A 14,965-nucleotide genomic window follows, 5' to 3' on the forward strand; every position below is an offset into this window, starting at 1 on the left:
AAAATCATTTTTTATATAATAAATCAGCTAAAAATTAATTTTTTATAATAAAAATGATGTTGATAAAGTTGTTATTTTATTTTGTAAAGTTCGTTATTTAAGTAGTTGTATGCCATTTTAAAAGTGTTTGAATTTTCTTCGTCTTTTTTCTTTAAGGCATTAGTTACTGTTGAATGATCCCTACTAAAATATGATCCAATTTCTTCTAAAGAAATTTTTAAATTATCTCTTATCAAACACATAGCAATATGTCTGGCGGTTACAATATTTTTATTTCTTCTTTTACCTATTATTTCTTTTTTTGATATTTTATAGTATTTACATACTTCTTCTATAATTAACTCAGGAGTTATATTTTCCTTATTTTTTATAACTTCTTTAAATATTGATGCAACAACAGGATAAATATAATTCGAATTTAATATATCGCTTTTATAAAATTTGATTCTATTAACAGCACCCTCTAAAGACCTTATAGAAGCTTGAAAGTTTTTTATTATAAAATTTCTAGTTTTATCATCAAATTTAGTTTTATCGAATTCATTTTTTTCAAGTAAAGCATCCAATAAAGTATTTAAATCATTATCTGTTGGAATTTTGATTTGACTCTGAAAACCCGATGCTAATCTTGTTATTATTCTGTTATCAAACAATCCCTTTAATTTTTCTAATGGATATTCACTAGCAATTATTGTCGGTTTTTCATATTGTATTCTGTAATCAATTATTTGGAAAATAAAATTAATTGTAGCTTTTTTGTTTCCCTCTCCAAAAATTTGAAAATCATCAAATAAAATTAAGTCACATTCAGAATAAAAACTGATTAATTTTGAAATTTTCAATTGATTATTTTCAGCCAAATAGGTTGAAATATTTCTTGTAAATTCCACTGGATTGACATATATTGTTTTTTTCTTTTCTTTTTCAAATTCTAATTGAACACCTTTTAATAAATGTGTTTTTCCTAAACCTGATAAGGAAGAAATATAAATTGGATTAAATTCGCTGCTACCGTTAATAGCAAACATGCAAGCTTTAATTGCTTCTTTATTAAAATCGCTCTCAATGTAATTAGATAAAGAATATTTTTCGTTTATAGTATCATTTTTTAAATCTACTTTAATATTTTTAATAAATTCATCTTCTTTATCTTTTTTATTTTTTTCCACCCTAGGAGTACTTTTTTTATCTTTTTTGTTATTTTTATATTCTTCATTTGTGATTAGCTTAAAAACACAACCATATCCAAATAACTCAGAAACTATTTCAGTTATTTCATTACTATAGTGTTCATTAAAAATTTTCAACATCTCAGAATCAATGAATAAAACAATACCTAAAACAGAATTGTTCAATTCAACTAAATCTAAATTATCCAGAAAAGTTTTTCAAATCATTCTGTCATTAATTTTTTCTTTAGCTAAATTTATAAATTTTTTCTTGTTTACTTCTATATTTAAACTTAATTTATTTTCCATTATTATTTAATTTTAAAATAAATAATTAAAATTCATAAAATATTGTTAATAAATGTTTTATTAAACTAATTTTACCAAACTTATTCACAGACTTTAAATCTATAAAATAAGTTAAAAAGTAAGTTATCAACAGTATAATTCAATTTATTATATTTTTGTTTATAAGTATGTTGTTAAAACCTGGAAAAAATAAAAATTTAATATAATTATATTTATAAAACCAAGGAGTAATATGTTTGATACAATAGCTGCTATAAGTTCAGGAAATAAAGTTAATCAACCCATTTCAATTATTAGAATTAGCGGTCCAAATACTCTAGAAATAATGAATAGAATTTTTAAAGGAAAAGTTGGAAAGGATCATGAAATAACCTATGGTCATATTATTGATGAGAACAAAAGCATAATAGATGAAGTTTTAGTAATGTGATTTGTTGGAAAAATGAACAATGATAATACTATGGTATTCAATAATTATGTAGGTGATATTTTAGTAGAAATAAATTGTCACGGTGGTATTTTGGTTACTAATCTAATCTTGGAATTAATTTTGAGTAATGGTGCTAGGCTAGCCTTACCAGGTGAATTTACTCGAAGAGCATTTTTAAATGGGAAAATGGATTTAGTTAAAGCTGAAGCTATACATGATTTAATTATGGCTAAAACAAAAAAACAAGCTAGTGCCGCAATAAAAAAATTCGATGGTAAAACATCAAATTTAATTAACGCTTTAATTAAAGAAATTGAGTATTTGATTGGTTTATGTGAAGTGAATATTGACTACCCAGAATACGACGACATTGAAAAAATCAACGATGAAATAATGAAAGAGAAGTTAACTATACTTATAAAAAAAATTAATGAAATAGTAAAGCTAAGTCAAAGTTCTAGGTTGATATTTGAAGGTGTGAAAGTTGCAATTTTAGGTAAACCAAATGTAGGAAAAAGTAGTTTATTAAACGCTTTACTTAATGAAGAAAAAGCGATCGTAACTGATATAGCCGGTACTACTAGAGATATAATTGAAGAAAATATTCAACTTGATGGAATTTTGTTTAAATTAATTGACACAGCTGGATTGCGTCAAACAGAAGAAAAAATTGAAAGTATTGGAATTAAAAAATCTCTTGAACAAATTGAACGTGCTGACCTATTAATTCATGTTTTAGATCCTAAACAAAAAAATGATCGTTTTGATTTTTTAATAAAAGAAAAAGCAAATGAATTAAATAAAATTTACATTCCTGTAGCCAATAAAAAAGATATATGTAGTGATGAAGAAATAAAAAGAAGTTTGTTTGATTTAAAAATAGATAAGATTAGTTTTATTTCAGCATTAAATGGTGATATTGATGAATTAAAGACTGAAATGATTAGATTATTTAAAGACATAGATATTGAAAATGATATAATTGTGACAAACACAAGGCAGCTTTCTTTAGTTCAAATAGCATTTAAAAGCCTAGTTGATGCACTTAACAGTTTAAATAATGATATGACATTTGATGTAATTATTATCGATATAACTAAAGCGTGAGAATCTCTAAAAGAGATAACCGGTGTTGCTGATAAAGAAGATTTATTGGATGCTATGTTTTCAAACTTCTGTCTTGGTAAATAAAGGAGAAAATATGAAAAATTTAAAAGTTTTAGAAGCTAGTTTTGCTACTTTAGCTTTAAAAGTGAAAAATTTACATTGGAATGTTAGCGAAGAGTTTTTTACATTACACAAACAATTAGACAAATTATATGATGACGTAAATGAATTTACAGATAAATACGCAGAAAAATTAGTTATTTTAGATCATCTTGCATTAGGCTCATTTGAAGAAATGAAGGAATTCAGTTTAATCAAAGAAGTTAAATCTAAATGATTTAATGCTAAGGAAGTTAAAGAATCAGTTGTTAATGATTTAACATTAATTATTGATTATGTTCTAGCTCACAGGGATGAAGAAGAAACATGTTTAATTGATCCGTTGTATGATGAAACTTTAGAAAAATTATTATTTTGACGTTGAAATTTCAAAAAAGCTTAATAGTAAATTACCTACATGTTAGGTTTTTTATTTCAATTTTTAACATTGTTAGTCTGATAAAATTAGTTTATGTCAAAAGATTTAAATAAAATATTTAATAAAGTTTACGATACTGAAGAAGCTATTGAAATTTACGCAAATTCCTTACCTAGAGTTGGTTTGTGAAATTCTGAAAGGATTTTAATTAATAAATATAAAGAAGGTAAAAAAGTCTTTTTAGATCTGGGCACGGGTATTGGTAGAATTCCTTTCAATTTAGAGAATTTTGGATTTGAAAAAATCTATGCAAATGATTTATGTGAGAAATTTATTTTTATAGCCGAGTTAATAAACAGACAAGAAAAAAGGGATGATATAACCTTTTTACATTTAGATTCAGCAAAGCTAACTACTGAAATTAAAGAAGGATCAGTTGATTTTGCTTTTTATAGTTTTAACGGGATAATGTGCGTCCCAACAGAAGAAAAAAGAATTAAAATATTAAGAGAAATTTATAAGGTTTTAAGTCCGAATGGTATCGCAATCATAACAGCAGCAAACAGGGATAGTAGTGAAAAAATTAAAAAATTCTTTATTGAAGAGCAAGCGAAATGAAACAACAATCAAAATAATAGAACTTTGGAAAAATTCGGTGATACAACATATAAATTTGATAATGTAGACGGTTTTATTAGATATACATCAATTAGTGAAATGAAACAATTTATTAGTAACACGGATTTTAAAATAATTGAATATATTTCAAGAGATGAACTTGCTGATGAAGATGAAGTTGTGAAGGAATTCGGAAATAACACAACTTTTTGGGTTTTAAAAAAATAAAATCACCAAAGGTGATTAATCAATAATATAAACATCAAAACTTGTTACTTTTTCTTTAAAAAAAGCACCAAGTTTTTTTATTTCATCTTCTGTTAATTTTAAATTTTTACAATTGTGTAAATTTATAACTCCAATATCTCATCTTAATTGATATTTATTTGATAATAAAAAATCTATTAAATCTTCCATAAATCATTCACAATATTTTTCATTAAATTGTAAATTTCTAAAAATTCCACCGATATTAATTTCAAAAATTCTGTCATTAAACTTTAAAATATTAAAATCAAATGATAGATCTAAGTCTTTTGCTGTTTTATAAATTTTTATTTCATCTAACATTGTTTATCCTCCAAAACTTTATTGATATGATTATAAATTTCATCAGAAATTTCTTTATTTTTTAATGCATAATCTATATTGGCTTTAATAAAACCAGAAATACTTCCTAAATCATAACGAGTACCCTTAAATTCGAAAGCATAAATTTTTTCATACTTCATAACTCTTTTGAAAGCATCAACAACTTGTATTTCTCCATTTACACTGGGTTTTGTATTTTTTAAATAATCTAAAATTCTAGGGTTAAATACATAACGTCCTAAAATAGCTTTATTTGATGGTGCTTCGTGAAGATGAGGTTTTTCTACCGCATCTTTTATTTCAAAATAATTATTATCTCTTTCACTATTATTTTTAGGTACGACAATTCCATATTTATTAACATCTTTATCTGGAACTGATTGAACTCCTAAAATATTTGCTCCATTAGTTTCATAATAAAAATCGATTAATTGTTTAATTGCAGGTTTTTCTGAATAGATTAAATCATCTCCGAGTATTACGGCAAAAGGTTCATCATCAATGTAATCATAAGCACATGCCAAAGCATGTCCTAAACCAAGTTGTTCTTCTTGTATAACAACCGAAATTACAGCTTCCTTATTTGTTTCTTTAACTACCTTTAACAATTCTTTTTTGCATTTGACTCTTAATTCATTTTGTAAGTCTTGATCTACAGAAAAATATTTAACTATATCTTTTTTTCTGAAACTTGTAATCAAAATAATTTCTTCAATATCAGACTGAATAGCCTCGTCAACAAGATAATCAAGTGCGGGTTTATTTAAGATAGGAAGCAATTCTTTAGGAGTACTTTTTGTATAGGGTAAAAATCTTGTTCCTCAACCAGCACAAGGAATAATGACTTTTTTAATTTTTTTAATTTCCATAAAATTATTATACTAATTTAGTTATTTTTAAATAATGAGAAAATTTTATACAACTTAATTATTTAATTATTAATTTGTATATTTTAATAAGCAATCGCATATAAAATCAATTATTTATATTCTTATTTTTAATTAAATTTCATTTTAACGCTCAATATAGCAAGAAGAATAAGTAATGTCATCGTGTGCTTTATAATAATTTAATTACTTTATCTAAAAAGGTTCTAATATTTTTTATTTCAAAGATTGTGTTTTTTCATAAAATTGTGAAAAACAATATTATTTTCAAATACATCAAACTCAGTAAAAAATTATCCATTTTGTATTTTTGATATCACATCTTCTTACATTTTAAATTTATCATATATAAATTAATATATTAAGAATGTGAATTTAAATGAATTTAACATTAATATTTAATATTAAAATATTTTAATCACTCCTTGATTGTGTCTTGACCATCATGACAAGTTTCGATTAAATAAGTTTTATGATTTTCGTATTCCTGTAGTCCACGGTAATAAAAGTATTTTTTTGTGCCTTCAATAATAAAAGGAACAATATTATTTTTTAAACATTCCTTAAATGCAATTAATCTACCTACTCTACCATTGCCATCTTGAAAAGGGTGAATTATTTCAAATTTATAATGAAAATCAACAATATCTTCTAATGTTATAGTTTTAATACTGTTATATTTTTTTAAAAGATTTTTGATATCTTTTTGGACATTTTGTGGATCAGAAGTTTCTATGTCGCCTATTATGTTAGGTCTAGTTTTATAATCTCCTATTTTAATTCAAGGTATATTTTCTGCTTTAGTAGCTCTTTTGATCAAGTAATGCAATGTTTTTATAAATTCTTCAGTTAAATCATTTTCAGCATTTTGAATGCAAAAATCTATCGCTTTAAAATGATTTGTTGTTTCGATAATATCATCAATATTTCATGAATTTTCACTAGTCAGTGTTCTTGTTTCGTATATTAGTTTTGTTTGCTCTTCATTTAATGTACTACCTTCAATATGATTAGAGTTATAGGTCAGTAAAATTTGCAATTTATGATACAATCCACCCTTGATTTTAGATTTCATTTCCTCATTTAAAATGTTTAATATTTTATTGGTTGATATAACTCTACAAATTTCATTTTCATTGCAACAAAAATAATCGCATAATTTTTTAATAACAGATTTAGCAATTTTTTCATTTTTTGAAATTTTAGCGATTGTTTTAGATGAAATATTTAGTGTTTTTACTAAATCTGATTTATTTATATTTTTATTTGATATTAATTTTAATAATCCGAAATAATCATATATCTTGTTCATTTCTTTACTTATTTTATTAAATTTTCCCCAAAAGTAAAGATTTATTGATTTAATCGCATAATTTAGTAAAGATCTGAATAAAATTTATTAATTAACATCAAGATTTTATGACACAAACTTAGTTTTTATACTCAAATAATCTATCTAAATAGAAATAAAATAACCAGTTTTACAAAACTCATTTTTTTATTAAAAAAAATTCTTAATAGTATAATTAATACTAATTAAGGTAGGAGTAATATGTTAAACATTAAATTCATTCTTGAAAACGAAGAAAAAGTTAGAAGTGGTTTATTAAAAAGAGGGTTTGAAATTGAGATTTTTGACGAAGCAATTTCTTTAGCTAAAGATCGTGGTCAAACAATGTTTGCTAGTCAACAAAAGAAAGCTGAATTAAGTAAATTTTCACAACAATTTTCCGAATTTAAATCTGATAAAGAAAAAATTAAACAATTGCAAGAAGAAGTTAAGAAAATTAAAGAAGAACAACTTAATCTTGAAGAAAAAACAAAAAATCTTAACGAAAGATTAAATGAATTATTATTAAAAATTCCTAATCTTCCTCTAGATGAAGTGCCTGAAGGTGTTGATGAAACAACAAATGTTGTCTTAAGAACAAGAGATAAAATAGGACGTGGTTTGGTTTCTGGTGTATTACCACATTATGAAATAGCCGAAAAATTAAAATTATTTGATTTAGAAAGAGGCGCTAAATTAAGCGGTTCAAGATTTGTTTTATATACAAATTATGGTGCAAAATTATGTCGTGCTTTAATGAACTTTATGTTAGATTTACATGAAACTAAAGGTTATACTGAAATTTTACCACCGGTATTAGTTAAATCAGAAATGTTGTATGGTACAGGACAGTTACCAAAATTTAAAGAAGACTTATTTAGTATTAATGATTGAAACTTATACTTAATTCCAACTGCTGAAGTTCCTCTAACAAATATCCACAATAACGAAATTATCGACTTAACAACACCAATTAGAGTTACTGGTTTTACTGAATGTTTTAGAAGTGAGTCAGGAAGTTCAGGTAAAGATACGAAAGGAATTATTAGACAACACCAATTCAAAAAAGTTGAATTAGTTAAAATAACTTCTGAAAAAGATGGTATTAAAGAGTTTGAAATGATGCTTGAAGATGCAAAAGATGTTCTTGAAAAACTAGAAATACCATATAGAGAGTTATTATTATGTACAGGTGATTTAGGGTTCTCATCAAGAAAAACAATAGATTTAGAATTGTGACTACCTAGTGAAATGAGATTTAGAGAAGTTTCAAGTGTAAGTTACATGGGTGATTTTCAAGCAAGAAGAGCCATGATTAGATATAGAGATGAAAATAATGAAACTCAATATGCGCACACAATGAATGGTTCAGGTTTAGCAATTGATAGAATTTTAGCTGCTATTTTAGAAAATTATCAAAATCCTGATGGAAGCCTAACAATTCCAAAAGTATTGGTTCCATATATGAATGGGTTAGAAATTATTAAATAGTATGAAATGCACTAAGGTGCGTTTTTTATTACCTTTAACTACTTTCTATAGTATAATAATTTTAAATATTTAAAAGATTTTTTGATGTCTTTTTTATATTTAATATTTAATTTAATAAAAATTTATTTTGTTTTATAATTTATAAGCTTATTTTAGAAATTTTTAAGGAGATAAACATGAGTAAAAGAACTTATCAACCTAACAAACGTAAACACGCAAAAGTTCACGGTTTTAGAGCTAGAATGAAAACTTCAAATGGTAGAAAAGTTTTAGCAGCAAGAAGAGCTAAAGGTAGAAAATACTTAACTGTTTCTGACAAATAGTTAGTTTAAAATGAAGAGAAAATATCGGCTAAAGAAGAATTGAGAATTTGAAAGTGTAATACTTTCTAAATTACAAATTTCTAATAAAATGGCTGTTATTCACTACGTTCAACATTCAAATGTTAAAATTGGGATTACAGTTCCAAAAAAATTTGAGAAAGCAGTTGGACGAAATTTTTATAAAAGACAAATGCGTGCCATTTTACAAAGCTTTAATATAAATGATTTGAAATATAAAATTGTAATAATTGTGAGAAAAAATTTTATAACTGAAGAAAATTTTGAATTAAAGCAAAAAATGGTGCATAAATTATTGGAACAATTGTTAAATGAGCAAAATTAAAAGTCATTTAAGATCAGAAAAGTTTAATTATTTTACCGAAGGTCAAGACCCAAAAGAAAAACGTAAATCAAAATTAAAGAAAATATGACGTTGAACAAAGATTCTATTGTATGTTCTTATTTTTGGTATTACTTTAACAGGGTGTGTGCAATCCTTTGTTATACCTTCAAGTACAACTACAGGTAACGCAATTGAAATTTATCTAGATAAAGATAAAGTTGCCCCCCATGTTACAACATTAAAAGTTGATAAAGAAAATGTCTCTTCAACAACTGGTGAAGGCGAAAATAAAACTACTACTAATTTAAGTTTTGAAGTTATTAAAATTGATGACTTGATTAACAGACACATAACAGACAAAGAAGTAATAAGTGAATTAAGAGATAAAACAAATAAAGAAAAAGGTGAATATGGAAAATATGATACATATTCATCAGCTATAAGTATTTACACAAATAGCGATAAACAATATTTAGGTGAAAAACCTGAAAGTTATTTATATTCTAAAAATGGAAATTACTTATTTATGAGTGAAACATCTAAAGAATATAATCCAATCAATACTTTCACAAATATTTATCTTGTAGCTCAAGCTGGTGTTATTGACGAAAAAACTAAACAATTAAAACCAGCAGGTGCATCAAATATTCTTTTAGAATTTGGTGATCATGGAAGAGTTATTGGTTTTACAGGGCTAGCACAAGTTTCAAACGATTTTATTGGTGCTAAAGATAAATTCGCAAGAGATGTTTTACAAACATTCTATAATGAAACTATTGCAAAATGAAATTTTGGTGAATATTTAAATGGTTTAACACCATCCGAGTTTATTAAAATTGAAATTTATGACAAAATTGCTAATGGTGAAATTCCAGAATTATCAAAAATTCAATATGATATTCTAAATAAATATAATTCAGTTATTAGTTCATACTTATCTGCTGCCAATATCGGTTATAACAATGAACAATTAATAACATTTAGTTCATTTGTAGTTAAAAAAGATAATGATAAGGACAAAGATAAAGAATCCTCAACAACATCTGCACCTTCAATTGAAAACAAAACATTAGAATTATCAATAAATAGAACTGAATGAGAAAATAATAATAAATTTAAAGTTTATGACGCTATAAAATCTTCAGCTCTAACTTACTCAGGTGATAGACCTCAAAAAGTTCTTACAACATGATCAGATTCTTGAGCTTTAGGTCCTTTTTATGGATTATTTGTTTATCCATTAGCAGCTTTAATGCAAAGTATGTCGATAATAACCCCTGTCTGAGCAGGTTGAGGAACAATTTGAATTATTGTTTTTGCTGTTGTTGTCACAAAATCAATTGCATTAGCTATTTCATTCAAATCTAGATTTTCACAATCTATCCAAGATGATTTAAGAATTAAAAAAGCAGCTATCGAAGCTAAATATAAAGGTTTTGAAAATAATAAACAAATGAAAATACGTAAGAGCCAAGAACTTAGCGCGTTATATAGCAAAAATAATATTAACCCTATGGATTCTATGGCTAACATGATAATTACGATGCCAATATTTTTAGCTATTTGAAGAGCTTTACAAATTACACCAGAAATTAAATCTACCATTTGATTAACAATTAACTTCGCTTCTACCTCGTGACAAAAATTGTTTGAAGGTTACTGACCTTACTTAATTCTTATTGTTACAGCGGTTGCTGTTCAAGTAATATCTCAAGTTTTACCTAGAATTCTTAATAGAAAGAAAGAAAACCAAAGATTGACAGCAGATCAAAAAGAAGCAATTAAAAAATCAGAAAAAACTCAAAGAATCACAATGATAGTCTTCTTATTCTTTACAGTAGCGTTCACGGCTGGAGTTCAAATATACTGAATCGCTTCAGGAATTTGAACAATCCTTGAAACAATAGCTATTCACTGATTGAAAAAGACGAAGTGATACAGATTGTCATATTCTAAGAAATTTAAAAAATAACAGCAAGTTTATACTTGCTGTTTTTTTATCATTAAAAATCAAGAATTTAATTATTACCATTTTTTAAAAATAAAAAAAACAGCGGCGCCCTATTTTCACCTTTCGGCTATCGTCGGCACTAAGAGGCTTAACTACTGAGTTCGGAATGGTATCAGGTGATCCCTCTTGCTATAACCACTGATAATATGATAACATGTTTTATAATTTTTCCAAGTATTTTTTTTATTTTTTTAGAATATTTTTTGAATAAGGAATTTTTACACCCTCAAAGTCGAAAAACTCAATATTTTCTTTATTAAAAGCTTCAATTACTTTCAATTCAGGTTCTTCATCATCTATTAAAATTCATATAGAGCCATTCTCTTTGTATATTTCATCTACCAAAAAACCAATTTCGTTAAAATTATCAAAATGCTTATTTTCAAATCTTGTCTTAAAAAGTTGTTTCACAAAACTTCTTTTAATTTTTTTAACAATCTCTCTTTCACTTTTAACTAATAATTGTATATATATTTTATCATTTCCAATCTTAAAAAATGGTAGTATGCTATCTGATATAACATCACGTCTTAAAGAGATTTCTCCTTTATTTTCATTTAATAAAGAGATAAAGTCTATCCAATTCATCGATAATTTTAATGGATATAGGTTTTCTAACTCTTGATTAAAAAACTTTTTCTCTAAGAGAACACCAGAAATAGAATATAGCACATTTCTCTCATTTAAATATTGTGCAATAGCTTTAATGCTTTGTACAGGATTCTTTTGATTCATATTAAAATTTTAATCTATTATTTTATGATTGTAAATTAAATATTATTATTAGTTTAATAATAATTAACCTTTTTTACAAAATAATTAACTTAAATGTAAAATCAACCATTATTTTTTTAATTTTGTAGATAAAATTAATACTATATAATTTTAAAAATATATTTTAAATATTAGATTTGAGGTGAAAATGGCAAAAAAACAAAAATCATTTTTTGAGAAATTAGCTGAAAAAAATGATAAACATTTAGAAAGAACTAAACCAAAAATTATTAAAAAAAGAAATACTAAAGCATATGTAATATTAGGTCTTTTAGGTGTTGTTGTAGCTACTTCTATTGCAGTCCCAGTGACTGTTAATACAGTAAAGGTAAATTACACACCAGCATTAAAAGATACAGATAAGGTTCTTGAATTTATTAAACCTGATAATTCAAAAACACCAATTAACGTTAAAGACATTATTGGCAAATTAGAAGCGAATAAAAATATAAATAGTGAGAATACAGAAAAAATATATAAAGAAGCAATTTTTTATCTATATGAACAAGAAGTTAAAGCATCTAAAGAATTTCAACGTTTATGAAACGAATCCCTTTATCCTGGGGACACCGAGAGAACTGATATTGCACTAAAGACCCTAGATGAAGTTAGAAAAGAACAAGAAAATAAAATTAAAGATCTAAAAAGACAAATTCAAGCAGGATATGGTTTTGATAATTGAGAAAAACAATTTAATTCAGTTATAACAAGTGAACAATATGGTAATTCTTCAACTGAACAAGAAGCGGTTGATTATTTGATTATTAAAAGCATTGAAAAAGACGCCTTAAGAAAATTTACTATTGAATCTTCAAATAATTCACTATTTAAAAGCCAAAAAGACGTTAATAGAGTTGCGATGCGTGATATTTATTATGTTGATCAAAACAATAATAATGTTGTTGATGAAACTACTGGAAAACCTAAAGTTATGTTCCATAAAGGTGACAAAGTATTTACTCAATTTGTTGAAGGCAAGAATTATTTTGTTGACCAGAATTCAAATAAAATTACATTATTAAAGTCAAGTAGCTTTGTTTTTGAAAATTGAAATACAATTTTAGATTATTTCAAAGAATTTAATAAATTAAACAAGAATTTTGTTGTAAGTACATTTACAATTCCTGGTGTTTTAGAAAATTCTGTTACAGGCTCATTCAAAGTTGATAAAAATCAATATCTTCAATTTTTAATTAATTCTTTAATAGAGGATGAATTAGTACCTAATTACACATTAATTCAAAAGTTTGAAAAATTAGAATATTATTTATTGGAAAATGATCTAATTTCTAACAAAGCCAAAAGTAATTATGAAAATTATCTAAAACTTCTTTCTATTGATAGTTCTGAAGTGAAAGAAAATTTAGGTTCATTAGGTATTCAAAATTATTTAACTTTGGCTAAAAATAAAGATATGGCATATGCATTGAGTACAATGACAAATATTTTTGAAAACAAAGAACATAAACTGCCAAGTATAGAATTAAATAAATTATTTAACTTTAAGTTTGCTGAAAAACAGAAATTAGAATTCAATCTCTTAAAGATGAAATTCAATCACTAAAAGAATCTGATTCATATAAAAATGGTTCTAGAGAAGAAAAAATCGCTGTTAAAAATAAAATTATCGATAAAGCTTCTGAAATAATCAGCATCATGGAAGGTGAAATAACTTCGATGACTGATTTGGAATTTAGTCAAAAAATATCTGAAATTTATAACAATGCATTATCATTGAATGTAAATGGAAAAAACTTCTATTCTATAGTTTATTCAATAGAAGGAATGAATAATGCAAAATTAATACCAACCTCCACAGGTTTAACAATATTTAAGTTTGATGAAGTGACAGATTATGAAAAATTAATGAAATTGGTTAAATACGATTTAAATGCTGTCGCTAATGATAAAACACCATACTTCAATTCACTTGATGTTATCAACGATGAATTAAAAAACAAAAATATTATTTTAGAAAAAATGTTGAAAGACAAAGATTTTAATGAATACCTTAAATCAAATAATAAGTTATCTTCAACCAAAAATTCATTCACTGACGAAGATATTCAAAATACAATTATTTCAAATGAAGTATTAATTAATGGAAACAAACAAACTGAAGTTATAAATATATATTCAAAAGCAAATGACTGAATTAAAGAGCTGGTAAATAAAGGGTCAATTTACAATATTTCTCTATAAATGGTAAAGTATATATTGATTATGATAAAAATCAGAAACAACTAACTTATCAGAAAAAGAGTTTGGTGAATTTTATATCACCAATTAAATGAGTATTTAAATGTAGATAAAGGAGAAGAAAAATAATGAATAAGGCGAAATATTTATTATCATCTGTTCTTTTAACCCTACCTGCCTTAGCAGTTGTTTCTTGTGGTAGAGTAGAAAATTCAATTGAAAAAACAAAACAAGACGAGCAATTCAAAAGTAATGAGATTAAAACTATTGCCGAAAATTTATGAACTGAAAGGTATTATTAGATTTATATAAAGATGAGAATAATGATGTTAAATCATTGTCTGAATATTTAAATAATAAATCTTCAAAATTCTATAAAGATGCTCTCTTAGCCTTTAATATATATGCTTCATCTAATTTATCAAAAGATCCAAATTTCTTTGTTAAGTTGTATGCAGAATGAAATAAAAAAGGATGATTAACCAAAGAAGAACAAAAAGTTATATCACCTATAACATTCCCACAGTAAAACCTGGTGAACAAGTATTTGAGTTGATTTATAAAAATGGTAAAACAGAGGTTAATAAAACCATCAACAATTCTCTTTTAATATTAAAATACTTTTCAATAAATAACGAAGATATGCTTAAAAAACTCGATTCTAATTATGAATCTAATAAAAATAAGTATGATTTAAATTATTTCAATTTAATTAGTTACATTTTAGATAGTAAACCATACCAAGTTTGAGAATATGAAGAACAAACAAAACAAACATTTATGTAGCTAGACAAAAATAATTGCTTCAACCAAAGATTTTCTTGAGTTGCTATCCGATAAATATGATTTAAATTATAAAGCAACAGAAAACGAAAAACTTTTACCAGCAAGAGAATTTTTAACAG

At 25.0% G+C, this 14,965-nt stretch carries 17 protein-coding genes and 1 rRNA gene; 12 read left to right on the forward strand and 6 right to left on the reverse strand.

The features are described 5' to 3' along the window. Positions 1–71: 71 nt before the first annotated feature. The gene (locus EXC66_RS04190) at positions 72–1,478 is read right to left on the reverse strand and encodes a helix-turn-helix domain-containing protein (RefSeq protein WP_006886469.1); all 1,407 of its coding nucleotides are present in this window, start codon (positions 1,476–1,478) and stop codon (positions 72–74) included. Positions 1,479–1,710: 232 nt separating this feature from the next. Here EXC66_RS04190 and mnmE point away from each other — a divergent pair, with 232 nt between their 5' ends. The 3 genes from mnmE to EXC66_RS04205 all read left to right on the forward strand — a co-directional run bounded on the left by mnmE (position 1,711) and on the right by EXC66_RS04205 (position 4,339). Next, positions 1,711–3,099: a tRNA uridine-5-carboxymethylaminomethyl(34) synthesis GTPase MnmE gene (mnmE, locus tag EXC66_RS04195; RefSeq protein ID WP_006886470.1), complete on the forward strand. Its 1,389-nt coding sequence runs from the start codon at positions 1,711–1,713 to the stop codon at positions 3,097–3,099. 10 nt (positions 3,100–3,109) lie between these two features. After that, entirely contained in the window at positions 3,110–3,517 is a 408-nt protein-coding gene (locus EXC66_RS04200; RefSeq protein WP_006886471.1) for a ferritin-like domain-containing protein, read from the forward strand. Positions 3,518–3,586: 69 nt separating this feature from the next. Continuing rightward, positions 3,587–4,339 carry a class I SAM-dependent methyltransferase gene (locus EXC66_RS04205; protein WP_006886472.1) on the forward strand — a complete coding sequence of 251 codons (753 nt, stop codon included), beginning with the start codon at positions 3,587–3,589 and terminating at the stop codon, positions 4,337–4,339. A gap of 15 nt (positions 4,340–4,354) precedes the next feature. Here EXC66_RS04205 and EXC66_RS04210 read toward each other — a convergent pair whose 3' ends face one another. The 3 genes from EXC66_RS04210 to EXC66_RS04220 form a co-directional block, all read right to left on the reverse strand. Then, a complete protein-coding gene (locus EXC66_RS04210; protein WP_223213202.1) occupies positions 4,355–4,681 on the reverse strand; it encodes a hypothetical protein in 327 nt (108 codons plus the stop codon). After that, positions 4,675–5,571 carry a UTP--glucose-1-phosphate uridylyltransferase gene (locus tag EXC66_RS04215; RefSeq protein WP_006886179.1) on the reverse strand — a complete coding sequence of 299 codons (897 nt, stop codon included), beginning with the start codon at positions 5,569–5,571 and terminating at the stop codon, positions 4,675–4,677. Before EXC66_RS04215 ends, EXC66_RS04210 begins: the two co-directional genes overlap by 7 nt. 409 nt (positions 5,572–5,980) lie before the next feature. After that, positions 5,981–6,901: a Fic family protein gene (locus EXC66_RS04220; protein ID WP_112579206.1), complete on the reverse strand. Its 921-nt coding sequence runs from the start codon at positions 6,899–6,901 to the stop codon at positions 5,981–5,983. A gap of 240 nt (positions 6,902–7,141) precedes the next feature. On the opposite strand from EXC66_RS04220, the gene serS reads away from it, so the two are divergent. The 4 genes from serS (at position 7,142) to yidC (ending at position 11,048) form a co-directional block, all read left to right on the forward strand. Continuing rightward, entirely contained in the window at positions 7,142–8,410 is a 1,269-nt protein-coding gene (serS, locus tag EXC66_RS04225) for a serine--tRNA ligase (protein ID WP_006886181.1), read from the forward strand. Between the two features lie 176 nt (positions 8,411–8,586). Next, on the forward strand, positions 8,587–8,733 hold the full coding sequence (rpmH, locus tag EXC66_RS04230) for a 50S ribosomal protein L34 (protein WP_006886182.1): 147 nt from the start codon (positions 8,587–8,589) through the stop codon (positions 8,731–8,733). A gap of 10 nt (positions 8,734–8,743) precedes the next feature. Then, positions 8,744–9,076, forward strand: coding sequence for a ribonuclease P protein component (rnpA, locus tag EXC66_RS04235; protein WP_006886183.1), 333 nt, complete (start codon positions 8,744–8,746; stop codon positions 9,074–9,076). Continuing rightward, positions 9,063–11,048, forward strand: a complete 1,986-nt coding sequence (gene yidC / locus EXC66_RS04240; RefSeq protein WP_006886184.1) for a membrane protein insertase YidC — start codon at positions 9,063–9,065, stop codon at positions 11,046–11,048. The genes rnpA and yidC overlap by 14 nt, the downstream gene beginning before the upstream one ends. A 76-nt stretch (positions 11,049–11,124) precedes the next feature. Here yidC and rrf read toward each other — a convergent pair. Continuing rightward, positions 11,125–11,230: ribosomal RNA gene (gene rrf / locus EXC66_RS04245) — 5S ribosomal RNA — on the reverse strand. A 40-nt stretch (positions 11,231–11,270) separates the two neighbouring features. Further along, positions 11,271–11,822: a hypothetical protein gene (locus EXC66_RS04250; protein ID WP_112579204.1), complete on the reverse strand. Its 552-nt coding sequence runs from the start codon at positions 11,820–11,822 to the stop codon at positions 11,271–11,273. A 187-nt stretch (positions 11,823–12,009) separates the two neighbouring features. Between EXC66_RS04250 and EXC66_RS04255 the strand changes: the two genes are divergently transcribed. The 5 genes from EXC66_RS04255 to EXC66_RS04270 all read left to right on the forward strand — a co-directional run bounded on the left by EXC66_RS04255 (position 12,010) and on the right by EXC66_RS04270 (position 14,846). Continuing rightward, positions 12,010–13,425, forward strand: coding sequence for a HinT-interacting membrane complex protein P80 (locus EXC66_RS04255; RefSeq protein ID WP_129622404.1), 1,416 nt, complete (start codon positions 12,010–12,012; stop codon positions 13,423–13,425). Positions 13,426–13,517: 92 nt separating this feature from the next. After that, the gene (locus EXC66_RS04260; protein ID WP_129622405.1) at positions 13,518–14,063 is read left to right on the forward strand and encodes a hypothetical protein; all 546 of its coding nucleotides are present in this window, start codon (positions 13,518–13,520) and stop codon (positions 14,061–14,063) included. Positions 14,064–14,188: 125 nt separating this feature from the next. Further along, positions 14,189–14,362, forward strand: a complete 174-nt coding sequence (locus tag EXC66_RS04360; RefSeq protein ID WP_165166791.1) for a hypothetical protein — start codon at positions 14,189–14,191, stop codon at positions 14,360–14,362. Beyond that, a complete protein-coding gene (locus tag EXC66_RS04265) occupies positions 14,341–14,589 on the forward strand; it encodes a hypothetical protein (RefSeq protein ID WP_129622408.1) in 249 nt (82 codons plus the stop codon). Before EXC66_RS04360 ends, EXC66_RS04265 begins: the two co-directional genes overlap by 22 nt. Beyond that, positions 14,535–14,846 (forward strand): hypothetical protein, encoded by a 312-nt coding sequence (locus EXC66_RS04270; RefSeq protein WP_129622410.1) that lies wholly within the window; start codon positions 14,535–14,537, stop codon positions 14,844–14,846. Before EXC66_RS04265 ends, EXC66_RS04270 begins: the two co-directional genes overlap by 55 nt. Positions 14,847–14,965 lie beyond the last annotated feature (119 nt).

The organism is Mycoplasmopsis anatis (assembly GCF_900660655.1).
GTDB classification, from domain to species: domain Bacteria; phylum Bacillota_I; class Bacilli_A; order Mycoplasmatales; family Metamycoplasmataceae; genus Mycoplasmopsis; species Mycoplasmopsis anatis.